We start from the raw sequence: 19,086 nt of genomic DNA on the forward strand, positions 1-19,086 counted from the left end.
TGCCGGCCACCGTTTTTTGTCACTCGCCGTCGAACGTCCGACGACGATCATGTACGACACCATCCTCGTTCCGACCGACGGCAGCACCGGGGCGCACGCGGCCGCACAGCACGCGCTGGCGCTCGCGGACGCTTTCGACAGCCGACTCCAGTTTCTGAGCGTCGTCAACGCCGCGAACGAGGACGGACTCGTCGGCCTCGATTCGATCGCCGAGCGGCGGACGGTGCTCGACGAGGAGGCGGCCGACGCGCTCGAAACGCTCGAAGCGCTCGCGGCCGAGACGGACGTTGCCTACGAGACGACGATCGAACACGGCACGGTCCACGAGACGATCCTCGACATCGCCGACCGTGACGCCGATCTCGTCGCGATGGGCACCCACGGGCGCACGGGTCTCCAGCGCGTGCTCATCGGCAGCGTCACCGAACGCGTCGGCCGGACGAGCGACGTTCCCGTCTTCACGACGCGACGGGAACCGGCCACCGATGCCGGCTACGGTGACGTGCTGATCCCGACCGACGGCAGCGACGCCGCGACCGCCGCCGTTGAGCACGGGCTGGCGATCGCCGACCGCTACGACGGCACCGTCCACGCGCTGTCGGTCGTCGATCTGAATTCGCTGGCGGGCTCCTACGACGTCGGCCCCGGCATCTCGACGGTCATCGACGCCTGGTCGGACGACTGCGAGCGCGCCGTCGCGACCGTCGCCGACGCGGCCGAAGAGCGCGGGATCGACGTCGTCACCGAGGTCGTTCAGGGAACGCCCTACCGGGCCATCACCGACTACGTCGACGCGGCGGGGATCGATCTCGTCACGATGGGGACACACGGCCGGACGGGAATCGAACGCTATCTCGTCGGCAGCGTCACCGAGCGCGTCGTCAGAACCAGCGACGTCCCCGTTCTCACGACGCGAGACGTTTGATTACCCGACCGTCGAGATCACGCGTCCGATACGCCACCGGTTCGTCGGTGATACGCCAGTGGTGGGCCGACCGCACGGTGATGGCCGACGACAGATGAGTGCGTTTGTTTTGCACTGACACACGAGGATTGTCCTGATTGACTGCGAACGATCGAACCAATAGCAATATAATGGTGTGACGGTTCAGTTGTCGACGAGATGATTGCACTCGATTCGATAGGAGGTAGTCCGGCTCTCCGACCGCGGCTCGACGCGTGCCCGACCGGCCGGCGGTGTCGATGAGCACACGGCAACTGGCGATCGCGTTCGTCACGCTCGGCACGCTCTGGGGGAGTTCGTTCGTCGCGATCGACCTCGGGCTGCCGTACTTCCCGCCGCTCGAGTTCGCCGGCTTGCGATTCCTCATCGCCGGCGTAGTGATCCTGGCCTACGCGTGGCTGACGACGCCGCGCTGGCGACCACGGGGTCGTCGTGAATGGACGCTCGCGGGCGTCGCGGGAGCCTTTCTCATCGGCGGCCACCACTCGTTTCTCTACCTCGGCCAGCAGTATCTCAGCGGTGCCGTCGCAGCCATCGTCGTCAGCCTCGGTCCGGTGCTGACGGCGCTGTTCGCCGTCGCCATCCTCGATGCCCATCTCTCGGCGCTCGACGGGCTCGGGTTCGCATTCGGCCTCTTCGGCGTGTTGCTGGTCGCCCAGCCTGGCATCGCCGAGGGGAGTAGCCTGCCGCTCGCCGAGCGGATCGCGGCGCTCGATCCAGGTGCGCTGCTGGCCGGCGACATGACCGGCATCGTGCTGGTCTTCTTCGCGGCGGCCTCGTTCGCGCTCGGCGGCGTGCTGACGCGCACGATCGAGACGACGCTGCCGATGCGGACGGTTCAGGCCTGGGCGATGCTGATCGGGGCGGCGCTGCTCATGCTCACGGGCGGCCTGCGCGGCGAATCGCTCGCCGCCATCCGGTGGACGCCGACGGCAGGGATCTCGCTGATATATCTCGGTCTCGTCTCGGGTGCCGGAGCCTTCCTCATCTACTTCACGCTGCTCGACCGCCTCGGTCCGGCACAGGTCAACCTCATCGGCTATCTCGAACCCGCAGCCGCGACGGTGCTCTCGTGGCTCGTCCTCGGTCAGCTCATCGACACGCTGACCGCGCTCGGCTTCGCCGCCATCATCGCCGGGTTCGTCTGTATCCAGCGACGCTCGCTGCTCAACCTCTTCGTCCGGCGGTCGTCGCCCGCCTCCGACTGACCGTCCAGTAACCCTCCAATAGACGGTCGACGACGATCGACAGCGATAGCTGACGACCTTATTTCCGTGCGAAAATCAGATAGCCGGTGTGTCCGACGCCGGCCGTCGAGGGGCGCGTCCCGCGCTCGTCGACGTCCATCTCGCGCTGGATCGTCTCGTACGTGTCGGCGTCCATCCCCACCGCGTCGAGCGTTTCGACCGTCTCGCGCATGCTCTCGACGAACGGCGAGTAGATCGCGACGAATCCTCCCGGAACGAGCAGATCGGGCGCGTGTTCGACGACCGCCGGCGCGTCCGCGGTGTCGAGCGTGAGCAGGTCGAAGCGACGATCGAGGTCGTCGAGTTCGTCGAGTACGTCACCGGCACGGACGTCGACGCTACCGCCGGTCGTCCCCGCTTCGACGCCGGCGAGGGTCATGTTCTCGCGGGCGATGGCGGCGAACTCGGAGTCCTGTTCGTACGTCAGGACCGACGCGCCCACACGGCCGAGCGCGGCGGCGAGCACGCCCGTTCCCGTGCCAGCGTCGAGTACCTGATCGCCGGCCGCGACGCCGGTGTGGCCCATCACGAGCCCGATATCTCGGGGCAACATCGGTGCGCCGGTGCGCTCGAAGTGGTTGAAGAGATCCGGACCGCGAAGTTCGCGGACCTCGAACTCGGTACCGAGATGGGTTTCGAGCACGTCGCCACTACTCGCGTCCGTCGGTACGTCGAGCACGCCGAGATCCGTCTCCAACTTCGCGCCCGGCTCGCGGAGATACTCGCGGCCCTCGCCGACGAGCAGAACGGCCGTCACTCCAGTCGCGAGACCGCCGCCGCGAGGTCGCCATCCTCGGCGTCGAGCGCCTCGCGTGCCTCCTCGGGGCTCGCATCCGTCCGCTGGGCGACGATATCGACGTCCGAGTCGGGGATGCGATCCGTACCGCTCTCGGCATCGTCGTCACCCTCGCCGAGCGGAATCGCCTCGTCGTCGGCCGAGCGCGTCTCGGGCTCGCCCGTGATGGTGTAGGTCGCCTGTCCCTGGGCGTCCATCCGCTGGACCTCGGCGTCGTCGAAGACGAGCTCCTCGTCGCCGGTGCGGATGACGATCTCCTCGGCATCGATCTCCTCGATGTCGATGCCCATCTGTTTCATCATCTGTTGCATCTTGCGCGGGTTCAGACCGCCGCCTCCTCCGAACATACCTGCGGATGGACAGCCAGCGCCTTGTGGCTTCCGACCCGCTTCGACACGGCCGCGGAGGCAAACGGTTTTGCGCGACCGCCTCCCAGAGAACCCATGCGCCGAGCGGACGCCGACGCGACGACGCGCCAGCGCATCGCCGATCATCTCCGCGAACAGCCGGCCGCCGCGAGCACTCTCGCGACCGAGTTCTCGATCACGACCGCGACCGCGCTCGATCACGTCGAGCACGTCGCTCAGTCGATCGACGGGACGGACGAGGAGCTGCTGGTCGCGCCGCCGGAGTGTCGTGACTGCGGGTTCGACGAGTTCGACGACCGGATCAACCGCCCCTCGCGCTGTCCCGAGTGCAAGAGCGAGGCGATCGAGGAGCCGCGATTCACTGTCGAGGGGTAGCCTCGACCTCGGGCGCGTCGACGGGCTCGGCCGCCGCCCGATGGTCCTCGTAGACGTCGTTCGCCCACCGCACGAGCGCCTCGTCGGTCCCGTCGAGACATTCGTGGAGCGAGCCGTGCTCGTCGTAGGTCGAAATCAGCACACGGTCGTCGAGCACCGCGAGCCCGAACGTCAACTCGTCGGGATAAAGATAGAGCGTGAAGTGCTCGATCGAATGTGCGGCCGCGAGCGCCTCCGGGTAGGACGACTGTGACGCATCGAACACCGATTCGTCGATGAGATACTCCATCTCCGTTCCGGACGTGGCGAGTTCACGCGCACCGTCGTTGAGTACGGGGCTGACGACCGGCGAGATGCCGCGAAACGTGTCGACGTCGCTCGTGGCGAACGCGTCGGCGACGTGGCCGATGACCGCATGGGGGTTCTCCGGCGCGTTCGACACCAGCTGCGCGTCGTCGAGCGCCGCCGCCGGCAGCGTCGTGGCCGCTTCACCGAGATGTTGGAGAAACGATCCCCACTCGTCGACGCGTTCGATCGTCGCTTCGAGAAGTTCGTACTGGTCGAGCACGAGCCGCCCACCGACCGTGAGCCGGTAGACACCGCCCTCGTTGTGGATCCACTCGCGGTCGGCGAGCCCGTCGAGCGCCCGATGGACCGTCGAGCGCGACAGCCCACACTCGGAGACCAGTTCGCACTGGCGACGCGGTCGGTCGTGGAGCGTTTCGAGGATCTGGACGCGGTTTTCCGAGCCGGCGAGAAACGCGACGTGTTCCCAAGACGCCATTCGCTTGAGGATTCCCGTACAGACGAAAGAACCTTCCGCTGGATACTGTCAACCGCGACGATACTCCTCGATCGCCGCCCGGTAGCCCGAGCGATAGGTCGGATGGGAAAACTCGTAGCCGAGTTCTCGGAGCTTGTCGTTCGAGCAGCGTTTCGACGTCTCGATGCGCCGCCGTGCCGGTGCCGAGAGCCCCTCGTCGGCGAGGCGCTCGGCGGTCGTCCGTTTCTCCGGGCGAGGCACGTCACACTCGTCTGCCAACCAGTCGGCGAAGGCCCACTTTGCGACCGGTTCGTCGTCGACGGCGAGCACCGTCTCGCCACGTGCCACGTCGCTTTCGAGCAGGAAGCGGATCGCGCCGGCGGCGTCGGCGCGATGGATCATGTTGAGATAGCCTTCCGTCACGGGTCCATCGAGATAGTGATCGAGCCGGTAGCGATCCGGGCCGTAGAGGCCCGCGAAGCGCACCACGGTGCCGTCGATACCGTGCGCCGCCGTTTCTTCCAGGGCGATTCGCTCGGCCTCGGCGAGCACTTCGGTCTTCTCGGTCGTCGGTTCGATGGGCGTCTCCTCGTCGACCCAGTCGCCGTCGTGATCGCCGTAGACGCCCGTCGAGGAGGTGTAGACGAGGCGGTCGGGTGGCGCTTCGCGCGCGCCGAACGTCTCGATGGCGGTTCGAAGCCCATCGACGTAGATCTCGCGGGCGGCGTCGGCTCCGCGACCGCCGGAGCTCGCGGCAAACACCACCGTATCGACGTCCGGAACGGCCGCGAGATCCTCCTGACTGGTGACATCGGCCTCGACGGCCTCGAAGCCGGCGCGTTCGATCGCCGCCCGTCCGTCGGCCGATCGGCGCACGCCGACGACCCGGCGATCGGGTGCGAGGCTGCGACCGAGCGCGAGGCCGACGTAGCCACAGCCGAGGATGGCGACGCTCATGGCTTTCGTTCCTCGATGTGGCCGTGGAGCAGCGCGAACTCGTCGAGCTCCATCGCGAGCCGTCCCTCGATCTTCTGCTGGATCTCGCGCGCGTCGAGCGCGCCGTCGATGCCCGATTCGAGCGCCTCGACGTCGAGAACTGCGGTGGTCATCCCCATCAGGAGATGATCGCGCGCCTCCATAGCGATGGCGTCGGCGTCGGGTTCCTCGGGATCGAGCGCGAGTACGGCCGCGGCCTCGTCGAGTGTGAGCGACGGCGACTCGCCGTTCGTGAGCGCCCCGACGCCTTCGACGCCCGTCTCCTCGCGGACCGTGTCGCTGCCGTGGCTCTCGACGACCGCACGGAGGAGTTCGTCGTACCGCGCGCGCAGTTCGTCGGGCGTGAGTTCGCCCGCATTCTCGACGTCGTGGAACATGGCTCCGGTAGCCGTCCCCAACGTAAGTGGATTGAGTTCGTCCGTGACGCCGTATCCCCGAGCGAGCGCCTCGGCCAGGCCGGTCACGGCGGCGAGTTCGCCCACTCGTCCACCGCGAGCGAGCGCCGCGCGGGCCGCCCCGAGCGGTTCCGATGTGCTCGCCGCGCCAGCGCCCCATCGTGATCGGCGACGAGGGCGGCGAAGCGGGCCGCGGCGAGCAACACGCCGACCGTCCCCTCGTCGTGACGGCGCTCGCAGCTCTCGTCGTGGGTTTCGATTTCGGCGATAGAGTCGTCGAGCGCCGCGATGGCGGTCGCCCGACAGGCCGGAGCCGTCGCGATCCGGCCATCCCCGGCGCAGTCGCTCGCGTCGATCGAAAGACGACTGCCCTCGACGGATGGCTCGCAGTCACAGCGTGCGTCCACCCGGTTCGCCGGCTCGACGGTCGTGCGATGCGACGGCCCCACGCCGCCCGCTGGTCGCGGCTTCGGGTTTGAACCTTCGTGCTCGGTGCAAGCAGCCGGGAGTTCCGCTGATTATTCGTAGGCCAACTGCATGATCCACTGCGAGAAGGCGTCACTGTCGGCTTCGACGTCCTCCTCGCCGACCAGCGGCGAGAGGTTGTTGCCGGCCATCAGCAGGGAGAAGTCGAGATCGCGCGCCGCCGGGGCGATGTAGTAGGTGTTGTGCCCCTCGTAGACGGTGTCCTCGCGCTCGACGAGCCCGTGCTCTTCGAGGCGCTCGGCGATGCGACTGCCCGTGCGCGAGTCGACGTCGAGCTCCTTCCAGAAGTCGCTTTGGTGGATACCGCCCGTCGAGCGAACGAGTTCGAGACCGGCACGCTCGTCCTCCGAGAGCTCCACCTCGGCCGTCGTGCTCATAGACTATCCACACCGCCGGCCGGGTTAAATCCGGCGTTCGACCGGCTCGAACGCGGTTCGACAGGGTGGCCCGTCGGCGAACGCGTACTCGCCATCACCGTCCTCGTCGATACTGACGAGCGACGACGAGCGCGTGCCGAAGCCGAACTCTTCGTGATGGACGCAGACCCCGTAGTCGTGATCGCCGAGGACGTCGGCCGCCCGATCGATCCACGCCGCGCTCTCCTCGCCAGGCTCGGGCTGCAGCGCCGCGCGCACCTGGCGGCCGTTCTCGGCCTGTCGCTCGCCACGCTCGGGCCAGGAGTCGGGCACGTCGACGTCGCCGATCGCGCCGGTGTTCATCACGACGTGGACGCCGGGATCGAGGTTCCGGATCTGCAACCGGCCGTCCCACTCGAGCAAGATTGCGGCCTGGGCGTCGGCCACCACGACGTTGAACCCCTCGTACTCGTCGCCCTCGACCGCGTTCTCGACGTGGCGCGCCGCCGCCTCCGCCGAGTCGCGTTCGAGCGCGTCCCTGACGAGCAGCCCGCGCGAGCGCTCGCCCGCGAGCTCCCGATCGGTCCAGCGGTTCGTCACCGCGACGAACAGTCCGTGTTCGTTGTAGCCGATCCACGTTCCGCCCGCCTCGGCGTCGCTCGGGGCGAGGACTGCAGGCTCGTCAGAGAGCAATCCGGGCGGGTTCGACTCGCGATCGACGGCCTCGTCGCGGTTGGCCGCCACCGCCACCGGCCGGTCGGCGAAGACCTGCCACGCGAGTACGAGGGTGCACATGGTTCGAGAGAAGGGTCGGCGCGCCTAAACAGGTCCGGTCAGTACGACGATCAGTCGTCGGTCGGCGTCGCCTCCACGTCTCGACTCTCCTCGACGGCGGTCGTGAGCGAGACGTTGAGCACGAGCATCGAGGCGAGTCCACCGACGACGGTGACGACGTTCTTCACCGCGTGGTCGACGATGGCCGCGCCGAGGGCGATCGGCGTGGCGACCGGTGTCAGTCCGACGACGAGCAGGCTGAACGCACCCTCGTAGAGGCCGAGCCCGCCCGGCGAGAGCGGGAGCACTTTGGCGAGGTTGCCGACGCTGACGGCGAAGAAGCCGACGGCGACGAGCGTCGTGAGCGGCAGCGCGACGTCGAAGGCGGCGAACACGAGCAGTGCAGTGACGACGTCGAGCGTCCAGATCACGACGCTGCTCGCGCCGATGCGGGCGAACGCGCCGCGGTCGCCCGCCACGGCCTGGACGTCGCCGACGAACCGCTCGATGACGCCCGCCACGCGGTCGGCGTAGGCGTCCGAGCTCACCTTCTCCATCCCCCGACGGACGAGATTGCGATCCGAGCGCGCGCTGGCGACGATGGCACCGACGAGGGCGATGGCGGCCACTCCGACGCCGCTGGCCACGAGGAGGGCGACGCGCCCACTTTGATTCCCGCCGGCGACGGTCGCACCGAGCCCCGAGAGACTGGTGATCCCCGTCGCGGCGAGGCCGACGAGGACGACGCCGGCGAGCAGCGTGATCGTGAGCAGGTCGAAGACGCGCTCAACGGCCAACGAGGCGAATCCTGTTGGGTATGGCACGCGTCGGCGCGTCTTGACGACGTAGGCCCTGACGGCGTCGCCGGCCCTCGCCGGGAAGACCAAATTCCCCGTTTGAGAGATGAACACCGCGCCAGTGAGGAAGCCGAGTCCTTCGGTGTAGCCGAGCTCTTCGAGGATATCGCGATAGCGTCCCCCGCGGAGTGGCCACGAGAGAACATAGACGAGCGCCGCAGCGACGACGAGCGCCGGATCTGCCGTTTCGATCTCGGCAAGCATCCGCGAGACGTCGATGTACTGCGGCATCAGCGCGACGGCGAGCAGCGTGAGCAGTGTGCCGGCGACGAGCGTCACGCGCCGGGTGATCCGTGGCGCGACGGCGAGCTGCCACCACGTCCGCAGCACCCCGCTGCCCATACCGAGCACGTCGCGGACGAAATCGACCTTCGTATCGCCTTTCGGCGTCCAGTCGACGGGGAACTCCCGGACGCGGTAGCCGGCGCGCTGGGCGCGCACGAGTAGCTCGGTGTCCCAGAACCAGTGGTCGTCCTCGACATCGGTGAGGAGATCGTCGAGCACCGCGCGGTCGAAGGCCTTGAACCCACACTGGTGGTCGTGGACAGACGAGCGCAGGAACAGCCGGACGAGCCCGTTGTAGACGCGGCTCGGCACGTCGCGGTTCGCCGGCCGGTCGGCGTCGCTCGCCGCGAGCAGGCGCGAGCCGGTGGCGACGTCGTACTCGCCCGAGCGCACACTCGTGACGAGTTCTTCGAGATGGCTCATGTCCGTCGCGAGATCGGTGTCGAAGTACGCGAGCGTATCGCCGCGCGCCGCACGGAAGGCACGAGTGAGCGCGCCACCCCGGCCCAGCCGTTCGTCGCTGTGGACGTGGCGTATGCGGTCGTCCTCGCGGGCGAGCCGGGCGGCGATTTCGGGCGTGTCGTCGGTACAGCCGTCCTCGGCGACCAGTACCTCGAACGAGTCGTCGGGGAGGAACGATCCGAGCGTGTCGAGCGTGGTTTCGACGGTCGCGGCGAGCGTGCGCTGCTCGTCGTAGGCCGGCAGGACGACGCTCACGGCGACCGAACTCATTGCTCCGAATGCGCCAGCCATCGACAAATCATTTCCGGGTTCTACACGGCCTCCGTTCGCTCGCCCTCAGTCGGCTCCTTCCGGTGTTCGAGCAGTGGCGAAACCAGGGAGTTCGACGCCGAGCGCGTCGCTGGCCTCGGCGGGCGATTCGTACGGCCGGTTCACGACGAGCGTGCCCGCGCGCTGGTCGCCGAACCCGGGCAACGCCGCAAGTTCGTCCATCGAGGCACGATTGAGATCGAGCGGTGCCGGCACGCCCGAGACCGAGCGATAACCGTGGTCGGTGACGGCGACGTCGGTGACATTTCCGAGATCGTGCTCGCCCGGAATCGCCACCAGCAGTGGGTAGGTGCCGAGCTGTCGGCCGAAGGTTTTGCCATCCTGATGGTATTCGAGATGGACGTCCGGCAGGAGCGTGCCGGCGGGCGCGACGCGCTGGAGCATCGGGTTGTCGATCTCTTCGCGGACCTCGGCTTTGTACTGCTTGAACAGTTTCTTGTGATTGTCGGCGATCTGCGCCCCAGTCGAACTCATCTCGGTCCCGTCGAAAGCCATCACTTGTCGGATGTTCACCCGGCGGAGCATGAGACCGGCATCGTACACTCGATGGAGAAATTCCTTGTTGAACTCGAACGTTTTTTCGCGCTCACCCTGTAGCCCGTGGAGGAGGTTGATACCGGGCAGCAGTTTCGGCAAGCGGTTAGCGTTCCCACCGCCCTCTGGTCGCCAGCCGGCCTCCTCGTTGACGATCTCGACGGCGCGGAAGCACTCGTCGGCCGTCACGTTGAGATCGTTCTGTTCCTGGACGACGGGATCGGCGCTTTCGAGTCCGAAGGCCGCCGTGTCGCCGGGCGTGTTGTGCTCGGCGATGATCCGCAGTCCCGCCCGCGATTTCTCGGGCCAGCGCACGATGGTGATCGGGTTGATGTTGTCGAGGTGGAGCGTTTCGAGGTCGGGCGCGACGTCTCGGATACCACCGTAGAGCTGCCGGAGCGCGTCGGGGTTGGGCGCTTCACCGTCACCACCGTAGGCGAGCAGGTCGGCCTGCCGGCCGAGTCGGAAGTGTTTGACGCCGCGGTCGGCGAGCGCGGCGACCTCGTCGACGATCGAGTCGGGTGGGCGGAAGTCGGGGTTTCCGTACAGGGGTTCGGTACAGAACGAACAGCGGTAGGCACAGCCCCGGGAGGTTTCGAGCTCGCAGATGAGGTAGTCGGGATGGTTCGGATGCTGGGAGACGACGAACGCGCCCTGGCGCGCCCAGCGCGTGACCTCGTCGACGTCGCGGACGCGATTCCCGAACCCCTCCAACCCATTGCTCACGAGATCGTGGGCGGCGGCTTCGACGTCACCCTTGGCGACGAACTCGAAATCGAGGTCCTTGCGCTCGGTTTCCTGCCCGCCGGCGTTCTCCTCGCCGACGCCGAAGCGCACCGGGCCGCCCATCAGGCTCGTCCCCTCGGCGACCCACGCGAGTTCGCGAACCTCGTCGGGTTCGGCGGGCGTGCCGCCGACGTACTTGCCGGGGACGGTCATTCCGCCCAGATAGATCAGCAGGTCGGCCTGGGCGACGTCACGCCACTTGTTCCGCTCGTCGCGGAGTTCGTCGATCGTGTGGTAGGTGATCTGCTCTTCGGGAACGCCCGCATCGACGAGCGCGCCGGCGGTGAACCGTGGATACGTGGAGATGTACGGCGGCACCCCGAAGTGGGCGGGTTCGTCGACGTACCCATCGACCAGGGTGACGTCGAGCGTGGCTGGATCGGTCATGGGGTCACAAGAGCGTCGCGGCGTAAAACTCCCACTCTCACGACCCGTGGGGTTGATAGGTCGTCCGGCAGTACGGGCGGTATGCCCGCAACCCTCGAAGTGGTCTGTGAGAACGACGACTGCGAGCTCGATATGTTCGAGATGCACTACACCTACGACATGCCCGACGACGTGGGCATCGACGCCTTCGAGTGTCCGTACTGCACCGAGACCGACTCGCTCCGGGAGGTCGAACTGTGAGCAGCAGCGTCGGCGAATCGGTGCTCAAACGCGTGCTCGATGGCGTCGGTCGGTTCGCGGGCCGCGCCCAGGAGCGCCGCCCGCTGGCGACCGACCTGCTCGAAAGCGACGACGCCTATCTCGTCGTCTTCGACGCGCCCGACGCGAGCGCCGGCGACGTCCAGGTCCGGTTCTCCGAACGTTCCGTCCACGTCCGCATCGACCGCACGCGCGAGCACCGCGAAGGGTTCGAGATGCGGTTCCCGGGCCGCGGTCTCTCGCTCGACGGCAGTGTGACGCTCCCCGCCGAGGCGACGGTCGATCCCGACACCGCGAGCGCGTCGCTCACCACCGAGGGCACGCTCGAAGTCGAGCTACCGAAAGTCGAGGATCCCGACGACGGGCCGATCCGGATCTCAACCGACGAGGGCGAGACGGCTGACGACGAGACAGCCGAAGATACGTCTGTGGAGACTGACGAGAAGACGACGGACGACGTCGACGAGTTCTAAACCGGGAAGTCGGCATCCGAATCGACGACGCGGTCGGGATCGTCCGGCACGCGCCAGTCGGTCGTCAGCTCCAGAAACTGCACGAGGATGCGGCCGGTCGCGCCCCAGACCACGTAGTCGCCGACGCGGAAGAAGTGGAGTCGGATATCGCCGTAGTGGGGGTGATCACGGCGTTCGGAATCGTAGTTGTTGGGATCGGTGAGCGCCGCGATCGGCAGCACGACGACCTCGGCGACCTCGTGCTCGTCGGGGACGTACTCGCGGTCGGGCACGCGGGCGACGAACGGCCGGACGGCGTAGCGCGTGATGGTACGGATATCGTCGAGTCGGCCGACGACCTCGGCGGTGTCGGGGTCGAGACCGATCTCCTCGTCGGCCTCGCGCAGCGCTGTCGCGGTCAGGTCGTCGTCGATCGGCTCGCGCCCGCCACCGGGAAAGCTCATCTGTCCGGGATGTTCGCCGAGGTGGTCGGCGCGCTTGGTGAAGAGGAGATGTGCGCCGCCGTAGTCGTCCGGGCGCTCGCGCGTGATGACCGGCACGAGCACGGCTGCGTCGCGCTGCTCGTCGGTGACGCCCGTGGCGGCGTGCTCGGCGACCCGCGCGAGATGCATATCGTCGTGAGACGCCGACGGGGCTTAATTCGTCCGCTCCGTTCGTCTCGGGACGATCGTTTCGGGTCGTTTATGCCACCGCCGCTCGTCCCCTCGACAGCATGATCGGATCGCAGCGTGACCGGCGGCGACCGGCAGGAGCCTGACGTGGCGACCGACTCCGCGGACATTCTCGACCGGCGCTCGGTAGCGAAGGCAGTCGTTGGCTTCGTCATCGCCGCCGTGCTCCTCTATTTCCTCGGCAACGTCGTCGGCTGGAACGACATCGTCGATGCGCTCGCGCGTGCCGATCTCCGCTGGGTGGCCGTCGCCTGTCTCTGTACCTGTGGCTACCTGCTCGCGTGGACGAAGACCTGGCAGGTCGTCCTCGACGCCGGCGGGATCACCATCCCCTATCGGGAGCTCGTGCCGACCTATCTCGCGGCGACGTTCGCGAACTACACGACGCCGTTCGGCCAGGCCGGCGGCGAACCGTTCATCGCCTACGTGCTCTCGGCCGACACCGAAGCGAGCTACGAGGAGAGTCTCGCGAGCGTCTCGACGGCCGACCTGATGCATCTGCTGCCCTTCTTCACCTTCGCCGGCATCGGGCTCGCAGCGCTCGCGATCACCGGGACGATCCCCCCGGGCGCGAGTTCGATCCTGATCGGACTCGCGGCGATCGCCATCGGCGTGCCAGCGATCGTCTACGGCGCGTGGCGACGGCGCGATCTCGTCGAGCGGATCATCACAACGCTCGCCCGTCCGGTGACGACACGCACCGACCGTGTGTCGATGGAACGGATCGAGACGCGCATCGACACCTTCTACAGCCAGATCGCGCGCATCGCCGCGGAGCCACGCGACCTGCTCGTCGGGATCGTCTACTCGTATCTTGGCTGGATCTGTTTCGCCGCACCGCTGTATTTCGCCGCGCTCGCGCTCTCGCTGCCGGTCGATCCGCTGCTGGTCGCCTTTCTCGCCCCCGCGAGCTCGCTCGCCGGCTTCGTCCCGACGCCGGGCGGGCTCGGCGGCGTCTCGACGGCGATGGTCGCACTCGTGGTCGCACTCACCCCCGTCGGTGCCGGTGCGGCGGCCGCGCTCGCGATACTCTACCGGGCGACGAGCTACGTGTTTGCACTCCTCGTCTGTGGCCCGGCCGCGCTCTACGTCACCGCTCGCGCCTGATCAGTCGCCCGCGGCCGCATCGAGCCGGTCGCGCACGCCGTCGAGGGCGATCGGTGCCCACGTTTCGAGATCGTAGCTCACGTCGATCAGTCGCGCGATGCGCTCGTGATCGTCCTCGGCGACCGCCCGCGCCGCATCCGCACGAAACCGTTCCTCGACGACCGCCCCGAGTGCTGCGCGATCGGGCGTACAGGCGTCGACGTCGAGGATGTGGGGCAGATCCTCGGCTCCGTCGGGGAGCGCCGGGAACGCCGTCGGGCCGGGGGCGAGTAGCCGGTCGTCCGTGGTTCGCTCGACGATCGTATCGGGATCGAACGCGACGAGTCGGTAGGCCGCGAGCGCCGCGTCGACGTCCGGGTCGTCGAGATCCGCACCGCGCTTGAACGCGAGTTCGTCGCCCGCGGTGGCGAGTTCGGACGGTGAGAGCGCACCGAAGAGATCGACGATGCCGGCGAGCTCGTCGTGGGTCAGCTCCATTCGATCGTCCTACCGTGGGCCACGGGTTAGTCCTTTGCTGCCGCGAGATCGGTCCGAACCGCTGCCCGGACCTCGTTAGGGTCGAGCGGTGTGTCGGTCCACGCCGGCAGGCGATCGTCGTCCGCAGGTGGCTCGATGGCTGTCGCGTAATCACGGACCTGCGCGCGCTCGTCGTCGGCGTCGTACTCCAGCGCGTTGTGGCTGGCGTCGGCGGCGTACTGGCGGACGAACCGTGCCGCCGTCCGCTCGTAGCGCGTCGGCAGGGTGTCGTATTCCGGACGAACGCCGTGTTCTCCGACAGCGCGGAGCAGCGCGCGCCCGACCTCGCGGCTCATCGCCGCCAGCCCGTCGTCTCCCGACACCGATCGGTGATCGTGGACGTCGACCCCGAGATCGACCTGTGCGGTGCCCGCGAACCCGGCCTCGTCGAAGGCGGTCGCCAGCCCGTCGATCTCGAGCCCCCAGCCCCGGCCGAGGCGGAGTTCGCGCGCGAGATCGCCCGTGAGTCCGATCTCGCCGGCGAGCGCGTAGCGGAACGCGCCGAAGTAGTCGAGGATCGGCGTGTCGTGGCGCTCGCGGAGGGTCGCCACGAGCGGTTCGTAGAAGAGGCGGAACAGCCGTCCGAACAGCTGATCGCGCTCGATGCGGGCGTAATATCCTTTCACGAACGAGAACCCGTCGGCGAGCGGCGCACAGAGGCGGCGGACGTCGGCGGGCGAGTACGAGAGCGCGTCGGCGTCGTGGACGACGACGAACTCGTGGTCGCTCGCGGGGCCGAGTGCGAGCCAGACGTCCCGACCTTTCCCGCTCTCGCCGTCGAGGCCGTGCTCGTCGAGTAGTGCGGCGAGGCGCGGACCGCCACACCAGAACAGTTCGGCGTCGAGGGCGAACCCCGACAGCCACTCGGCGATCGGCTCGACGCGCTCGCGCGGGGCGCGCAGGGCGACGATGACGGTCGCGACGTCGAGCGTGGCGAGCGACGAAAAGACGTGCTCGGCCGCATCGGTGCGGTATTCGCGACCGGTCATCGGGACGACGACCGCCGTGCGCTCCGTCGGCGCGGCCGGCGGCTCGTCGGCGACCCCGTGTAACGTCGTGATCCGTTCCTGAACGTACTCCATGAGTCGAACTCGCCGCTCGCGCGCTCGATGTTCGGCAGTTCCGTTCAGGGCGAGCGCACCGGGCCTGTTCGTCCGCTGTCGGGCCTGCGGCCAATCAAACCTTCCGGAACGCCGTCGTATCGAAAACAGACACGGGAAGGGTGCGCGGTGATGCCAGGGCAGCGGACCGTGTTCCCGTGTGACCGGAACCCTCTGGTTCCGTTTGAATACACGGATCAGAGTGCCCTATACTTACTCCCTGACCGGCGTTTCAAACACTGACGCATGTGTCACACCGTGAAACGCGGCAGCTGTCGAGGGCGCTACGCTTTCTCGAACGCAACGTGGTGACTCGTCGGTATCGTTTCCGATCCGTACCCCAACGTTAACGCTCCCGGCTGCCTGATTTTCCGGAAATGAGTACACAGGAGGTCTCCCGTGGTCGTGCGTGGCTGATGGCCGCGCGACCGCAGACGCTGCCGGCGGCCGCCGCGCCGGTGTTCGTCGGCACCGGTCTCGCCGTCGCGATGGACGTGTTCGCCCCGCTGCCCGCGCTGGCGGCACTCGTCGGCGCGCTGCTCATCCAGATCGGGACGAACTTCGCGAACGACTACTACGACGCCAAATCCGGCGTCGACTCCGAGGATCGCGACGGCTTCACCAGAGTCACCCAGTCGGGCCTCATCGGGGCGAGCGAGGTCCGGCGCGCGATGATCGCCACGTTCGCGCTCGCAATCGTTCTCGGCAGCTATCTGGTCTTCGTCGGCGGCCTGCCGATCGTGATCGTCGGCCTGTCGAGCGTCGCCGCGGGGATCCTCTACACCGGCGGTCCCTACCCCTACGGCTGGTACGGCCTCGGCGATCTCTTCGTGTTCGTCTTCTTCGGGCTGGTCGCCGTCAGCGGCACCTACTACGTGCAGGCTGCGGCTTTCGCGCGCTCGTTCCCGCTCTGGCTCCCGCCCGACACGCTGCCGCTCGCGGCCGTCGTGGCGAGCCTGCCCGCCGCGGGCCTCTCGACCAACATCCTGATCGTCAACAATCTGCGCGATCGCGAGACCGACATGGCGGCGGGCAAGCGCTCGCTCGCAGTGCTCCTCGGTTACCGCTGGAGTCGCGCCGAGTTCCTGCTCATGACGGGGATGGCCTACGTGATCCCCGTCGTCTTCTGGCTCACCGGCTCCGGTGCGCTCGTGCTCGCACCGCTGCTGACGCTGCCGTACGCCGCCTCGATCGCCACGACCGTTCTGGCCAGAACCGACGGCGACGCGCTCAACCCCGCGCTCGAACGGGTGGGCAAACTGCTCGCGGCTCACTCCGTCCTCTTCGCGCTCGGCCTCGCGCTGCCGGGGATGCTATGAAGATCGAGCCGTTCTCGCTGGCGCTCGCGAGCCCGCTCTCGACCGCCCGGGGCACGATCGACACGAGGGAGGGGTTTCTCGTCACGATCGACCACGAAGGGACGCGAGGCATCGGCGAGGCGACACCGCTGCCCGGCTGGTCCGAATCGCTCGACGAATGTCGGACAGCGCTCGACCGCGCAGACGATATCGACGACTGGTCGGCAGCACTCGACACACTCGACGGAACGCCGGCCGCCCGCCACGGGTTCGCGCTCGCGCTCGCCGACGCTCGCTCGCGTGCCGCCGATCTCCCGCTCTACCGCCACCTCGGCGGCGATCCGACGGACGACCTTCCAGTGAACGCGACGATCGGTGACGGCTCGATAGACGAGACCGTCGCTGCAGCCACCGCGGCGGTCGAACAGGGGTTCGAGGCCCTCAAGATCAAAGTCGGCGCACGGGCGGTCGCGGAAGACGTAGAGCGCGTCGCCACCGTCCGAAAGGCGGTCGGGAACGATATCGAGCTCCGTGCCGACGCGAACGGCGCGTGGGATCGCGAGGCAGCACGCATAGCGCTCGATGGGTTCGCCGACACGGGGCTCGCGTACGTCGAACAACCGCTTCCCGCGGACGATCTCGCCAGCCACGCCGATCTTCGGGGACGGTTGCCGATCGCGCTCGACGAATCGCTCGCGACCCACTCCGTCGAGCGCGTTCTCGCCGCCGACGCCGCGGACGTCCTGATCGTGAAACCGATGGCACTCGGCGGGCCGGATCGCGCGCGTTCGGCCGTGCTCGCTGCCCACGAGGCCGGCTGCGAGGCAGTTCTCACGACGACGATCGACGGCGCGCTCGCACGGGCGGGGGCCGTCCACGTCGCAGCGAGCCTCCCCGACCCGCCGGCAGCCGGGCTCGCGACCGCCGATCGACTCGCCGAGAACCTCGTACAGGACCCGGCACCGATCGACGATGGTCACGCGCGCGTGCCACAGGAACCTGGCAGCGCGCCCCTGGAGGACGGATGACCGACGTGCTCGCCCAGCGCGTGCAGGCCTCGCCCGACGCGACCGCGCTCCTCGGGATTGGGGGAGTGGAGTGGACGTATTGCGATCTCGACGAGCGCGTCGAGCAGGTCGCCGGCCGACTCGCGGCACTCGGGGTCGCTGGCGAGCATCTCGGCTGCCTGCTCGAAACACGGCCCGCGACCGTCGTCCTCGTCCACGCGGCCGCGCGCCTCGGCTGCGTGCTCGTCCCACTGAACACGCGTCTCACGCCCGCCGAGCTCGACAGACAGGTCGAGCGCGCGGAGCTCGCGGCGCTCGTCTGCGGGGCGGACACCGCCGACACCGCCGTCGAGCTCTCGGTGGACGTTCCGACCGCTTCCGTCGACGACACGGAGCACGCGGACGTCACCGCTCTCGATAGCGTTTCGCCCGCGGAGTTCGCGCCTGCCACGCGCGAGGTCGACGAGCCGGCGGTCATGCTCGCCACGTCGGGGACGACCGGTGAGCCGAAACTCGTCGTGCTCACGACCGAAAATCTCCGCGCGAGCGCCGTCGCCTCGGCGTTTCGGCTCGGCGTCACGCCCGACGACCGCTGGCTCGACCCGCTCGCGGTCTACCACATGGGCGGGCTCGCGCCGATCGTTCGCTCCGCGCTCTACGGCACGACCGTCGTCGTTCCGGGCGAATTCGATGCCGAGACGACGCTCGACGCACTCGAACGGTTCGACTGCACCGGGATCTCGCTCGTGCCGACGATGCTCCGCCGGCTGCTCGACGCGGGGTCGCTCGCCGACTCGCTCCGGTTCGTCCTCCTGGGCGGTGCGCCTGCCTCGGAAGAACTCGTCGAGCGCTGCGAGAAACGGGATGTTCCCGTCCATCCCACATACGGCATGACCGAGACGGCCTCGCAGGTCGCCACCGCCCGTCCCGGAGAGGCGTTCGCCTACACCGGCACGGTCGGTCGCCCACTCCTGGGCACCGATCTCTCGGTTCTCGACGGCGACGGGAGACCCGTCGACATCGGCGAGACGGGCGAACTCGTCGTGTCCGGCCCGACGGTGTTCGCGGGCTACTACAACGACCCCGACGCGACGGCGCGGGCGTTCTCGGACCGGGGTTTTCACACCGGTGACGTCGGCCATCACGATGCGGGCGGGCGGCTCTGGGTGACCGGTCGGCGCGACGAGATGATCTCGACGGGCGGGGAGCTCGTCGCTCCTAGCGAGATCGCCCGCGTGCTCCGATCCCATCCGGCCATCGACGACGCCGGCGTCGTCGGCCTTCCCGATCCCGACTGGGGCGAACGCGTCGGCGCGCTCGTCGTCGGTGACGTCGCTGACGACGAGGCGATTCGAAATTACTGCCGCGAGCGCCTCGCCGGCTTCAAACTCCCGCGGACGATCGCGTTCGCCGACGAACTTCCCCGCACCGCCTCGGGCACCGTCGAGCGTGCGGCCGTCCGGGAGCGCCTGCTGGACAACGGCGACTGATCGGA

22 protein-coding genes are annotated in these 19,086 nt (G+C 68.2%); 9 read left to right on the forward strand and 13 right to left on the reverse strand.

Annotated elements, in window-relative coordinates:
• Positions 1-49: 49 nt before the first annotated feature.
• Together C451_RS13460 and C451_RS13465 are read left to right on the forward strand one after the other, a co-directional pair.
• Complete coding sequence (locus C451_RS13460; RefSeq protein WP_049913124.1) at positions 50-925, forward strand: universal stress protein; 876 nt, start codon at positions 50-52, stop codon at positions 923-925.
• Positions 926-1,203: 278 nt separating this feature from the next.
• Positions 1,204-2,172 carry a DMT family transporter gene (locus C451_RS13465; protein ID WP_049913118.1) on the forward strand — a complete coding sequence of 323 codons (969 nt, stop codon included), beginning with the start codon at positions 1,204-1,206 and terminating at the stop codon, positions 2,170-2,172.
• Between the two features lie 58 nt (positions 2,173-2,230).
• Here the strand turns inward: C451_RS13465 and C451_RS13470 are convergent, their stop codons facing one another.
• Positions 2,231-2,968: a methyltransferase domain-containing protein gene (locus tag C451_RS13470; protein WP_007741395.1), complete on the reverse strand. Its 738-nt coding sequence runs from the start codon at positions 2,966-2,968 to the stop codon at positions 2,231-2,233.
• Positions 2,965-3,354: a nascent polypeptide-associated complex protein gene (locus tag C451_RS13475; RefSeq protein WP_007741397.1), complete on the reverse strand. Its 390-nt coding sequence runs from the start codon at positions 3,352-3,354 to the stop codon at positions 2,965-2,967. The genes C451_RS13470 and C451_RS13475 overlap by 4 nt, the downstream gene beginning before the upstream one ends.
• A gap of 96 nt (positions 3,355-3,450) precedes the next feature.
• Between C451_RS13475 and C451_RS13480 the strand changes: the two genes are divergently transcribed.
• A complete protein-coding gene (locus C451_RS13480) occupies positions 3,451-3,750 on the forward strand; it encodes a transcriptional regulator (RefSeq protein ID WP_007741403.1) in 300 nt (99 codons plus the stop codon).
• On the opposite strand, the gene C451_RS13485 is transcribed toward C451_RS13480, so the two are convergent.
• The 8 genes from C451_RS13485 to C451_RS13520 all read right to left on the reverse strand — a co-directional run bounded on the left by C451_RS13485 (position 3,734) and on the right by C451_RS13520 (position 11,161).
• Positions 3,734-4,534, reverse strand: a complete 801-nt coding sequence (locus C451_RS13485) for a helix-turn-helix transcriptional regulator (protein ID WP_007741406.1) — start codon at positions 4,532-4,534, stop codon at positions 3,734-3,736. The genes C451_RS13480 and C451_RS13485 overlap by 17 nt on opposite strands.
• Positions 4,535-4,582: 48 nt before the next feature.
• Positions 4,583-5,470 carry an SDR family oxidoreductase gene (locus tag C451_RS13490; protein ID WP_007741408.1) on the reverse strand — a complete coding sequence of 296 codons (888 nt, stop codon included), beginning with the start codon at positions 5,468-5,470 and terminating at the stop codon, positions 4,583-4,585.
• A complete protein-coding gene (locus C451_RS23830) occupies positions 5,467-5,991 on the reverse strand; it encodes a DUF5791 family protein (RefSeq protein WP_007741409.1) in 525 nt (174 codons plus the stop codon). The genes C451_RS13490 and C451_RS23830 overlap by 4 nt, the downstream gene beginning before the upstream one ends.
• A complete protein-coding gene (locus C451_RS23835) occupies positions 5,970-6,353 on the reverse strand; it encodes a hypothetical protein (protein WP_007741410.1) in 384 nt (127 codons plus the stop codon). Before C451_RS23835 ends, C451_RS23830 begins: the two co-directional genes overlap by 22 nt.
• A gap of 69 nt (positions 6,354-6,422) precedes the next feature.
• Positions 6,423-6,767, reverse strand: a complete 345-nt coding sequence (locus C451_RS13505) for a helix-turn-helix transcriptional regulator (protein ID WP_007741411.1) — start codon at positions 6,765-6,767, stop codon at positions 6,423-6,425.
• A gap of 24 nt (positions 6,768-6,791) precedes the next feature.
• A complete protein-coding gene (locus C451_RS13510) occupies positions 6,792-7,541 on the reverse strand; it encodes an NRDE family protein (RefSeq protein WP_007741412.1) in 750 nt (249 codons plus the stop codon).
• A gap of 50 nt (positions 7,542-7,591) precedes the next feature.
• Positions 7,592-9,394 (reverse strand): flippase-like domain-containing protein, encoded by a 1,803-nt coding sequence (locus tag C451_RS13515; protein WP_007741415.1) that lies wholly within the window; start codon positions 9,392-9,394, stop codon positions 7,592-7,594.
• 66 nt (positions 9,395-9,460) lie between these two features.
• A complete protein-coding gene (locus C451_RS13520) occupies positions 9,461-11,161 on the reverse strand; it encodes a radical SAM protein (protein ID WP_007741417.1) in 1,701 nt (566 codons plus the stop codon).
• Positions 11,162-11,242: 81 nt separating this feature from the next.
• Here C451_RS13520 and C451_RS22950 point away from each other — a divergent pair, with 81 nt between their 5' ends.
• Positions 11,243-11,401 carry a DUF7559 family protein gene (locus C451_RS22950; RefSeq protein ID WP_007741419.1) on the forward strand — a complete coding sequence of 53 codons (159 nt, stop codon included), beginning with the start codon at positions 11,243-11,245 and terminating at the stop codon, positions 11,399-11,401.
• Positions 11,398-11,892 carry an Hsp20/alpha crystallin family protein gene (locus tag C451_RS13525; RefSeq protein ID WP_007741421.1) on the forward strand — a complete coding sequence of 165 codons (495 nt, stop codon included), beginning with the start codon at positions 11,398-11,400 and terminating at the stop codon, positions 11,890-11,892. Before C451_RS22950 ends, C451_RS13525 begins: the two co-directional genes overlap by 4 nt.
• On the opposite strand, the gene C451_RS13530 is transcribed toward C451_RS13525, so the two are convergent.
• Complete coding sequence (locus C451_RS13530; protein ID WP_007741423.1) at positions 11,889-12,503, reverse strand: NUDIX hydrolase; 615 nt, start codon at positions 12,501-12,503, stop codon at positions 11,889-11,891. The genes C451_RS13525 and C451_RS13530 overlap by 4 nt on opposite strands.
• A 147-nt stretch (positions 12,504-12,650) precedes the next feature.
• Between C451_RS13530 and C451_RS13535 the strand changes: the two genes are divergently transcribed.
• Complete coding sequence (locus C451_RS13535; RefSeq protein ID WP_049913126.1) at positions 12,651-13,670, forward strand: lysylphosphatidylglycerol synthase transmembrane domain-containing protein; 1,020 nt, start codon at positions 12,651-12,653, stop codon at positions 13,668-13,670.
• Here the strand turns inward: C451_RS13535 and C451_RS13540 are convergent, their stop codons facing one another.
• Together C451_RS13540 and C451_RS13545 are read right to left on the reverse strand one after the other, a co-directional pair.
• Complete coding sequence (locus C451_RS13540) at positions 13,671-14,147, reverse strand: DUF7109 family protein (RefSeq protein WP_007741426.1); 477 nt, start codon at positions 14,145-14,147, stop codon at positions 13,671-13,673.
• Between the two features lie 26 nt (positions 14,148-14,173).
• Complete coding sequence (locus C451_RS13545) at positions 14,174-15,268, reverse strand: hypothetical protein (protein WP_007741428.1); 1,095 nt, start codon at positions 15,266-15,268, stop codon at positions 14,174-14,176.
• A gap of 395 nt (positions 15,269-15,663) precedes the next feature.
• Here C451_RS13545 and C451_RS13550 point away from each other — a divergent pair, with 395 nt between their 5' ends.
• From C451_RS13550 to menE, 3 genes are read left to right on the forward strand one after another with little or no spacing between them, the layout of a single operon-like run.
• Entirely contained in the window at positions 15,664-16,605 is a 942-nt protein-coding gene (locus C451_RS13550; protein WP_080503544.1) for a 1,4-dihydroxy-2-naphthoate polyprenyltransferase, read from the forward strand.
• Positions 16,602-17,612, forward strand: a complete 1,011-nt coding sequence (locus C451_RS13555) for a mandelate racemase/muconate lactonizing enzyme family protein (RefSeq protein WP_007741431.1) — start codon at positions 16,602-16,604, stop codon at positions 17,610-17,612. The genes C451_RS13550 and C451_RS13555 overlap by 4 nt, the downstream gene beginning before the upstream one ends.
• Complete coding sequence (gene menE, locus C451_RS13560; RefSeq protein WP_007741433.1) at positions 17,609-19,081, forward strand: o-succinylbenzoate--CoA ligase; 1,473 nt, start codon at positions 17,609-17,611, stop codon at positions 19,079-19,081. Before C451_RS13555 ends, menE begins: the two co-directional genes overlap by 4 nt.
• The last annotated feature ends 5 nt before the right edge of the window (positions 19,082-19,086 follow it).

The organism is Halococcus thailandensis JCM 13552, assembly GCF_000336715.1.
Classification (GTDB): Archaea; Halobacteriota; Halobacteria; order Halobacteriales; family Halococcaceae; genus Halococcus; species Halococcus thailandensis.

Coding starts and splice junctions, on each gene's coding strand:
- C451_RS13520 (WP_007741417.1), bottom strand. CDS start 11,161: ATGACCGATCCAGCCACGCTCGACGTCACCCTGGTCGATGGGTACGTC.
- C451_RS13460 (WP_049913124.1), top strand. CDS start 50: ATGTACGACACCATCCTCGTTCCGACCGACGGCAGCACCGGGGCGCAC.
- C451_RS13550 (WP_080503544.1), top strand. CDS start 15,664: ATGAGTACACAGGAGGTCTCCCGTGGTCGTGCGTGGCTGATGGCCGCG.
- menE (WP_007741433.1), top strand. CDS start 17,609: ATGACCGACGTGCTCGCCCAGCGCGTGCAGGCCTCGCCCGACGCGACC.
- C451_RS13515 (WP_007741415.1), bottom strand. CDS start 9,394: ATGAGTTCGGTCGCCGTGAGCGTCGTCCTGCCGGCCTACGACGAGCAG.
- C451_RS13505 (WP_007741411.1), bottom strand. CDS start 6,767: ATGAGCACGACGGCCGAGGTGGAGCTCTCGGAGGACGAGCGTGCCGGT.
- C451_RS13530 (WP_007741423.1), bottom strand. CDS start 12,503: ATGCATCTCGCGCGGGTCGCCGAGCACGCCGCCACGGGCGTCACCGAC.
- C451_RS13490 (WP_007741408.1), bottom strand. CDS start 5,470: ATGAGCGTCGCCATCCTCGGCTGTGGCTACGTCGGCCTCGCGCTCGGT.
- C451_RS13545 (WP_007741428.1), bottom strand. CDS start 15,268: ATGGAGTACGTTCAGGAACGGATCACGACGTTACACGGGGTCGCCGAC.
- C451_RS13555 (WP_007741431.1), top strand. CDS start 16,602: ATGAAGATCGAGCCGTTCTCGCTGGCGCTCGCGAGCCCGCTCTCGACC.
- C451_RS13475 (WP_007741397.1), bottom strand. CDS start 3,354: ATGTTCGGAGGAGGCGGCGGTCTGAACCCGCGCAAGATGCAACAGATG.
- C451_RS22950 (WP_007741419.1), top strand. CDS start 11,243: ATGCCCGCAACCCTCGAAGTGGTCTGTGAGAACGACGACTGCGAGCTC.
- C451_RS13480 (WP_007741403.1), top strand. CDS start 3,451: ATGCGCCGAGCGGACGCCGACGCGACGACGCGCCAGCGCATCGCCGAT.
- C451_RS13510 (WP_007741412.1), bottom strand. CDS start 7,541: ATGTGCACCCTCGTACTCGCGTGGCAGGTCTTCGCCGACCGGCCGGTG.
- C451_RS13465 (WP_049913118.1), top strand. CDS start 1,204: ATGAGCACACGGCAACTGGCGATCGCGTTCGTCACGCTCGGCACGCTC.
- C451_RS13540 (WP_007741426.1), bottom strand. CDS start 14,147: ATGGAGCTGACCCACGACGAGCTCGCCGGCATCGTCGATCTCTTCGGT.
- C451_RS13485 (WP_007741406.1), bottom strand. CDS start 4,534: ATGGCGTCTTGGGAACACGTCGCGTTTCTCGCCGGCTCGGAAAACCGC.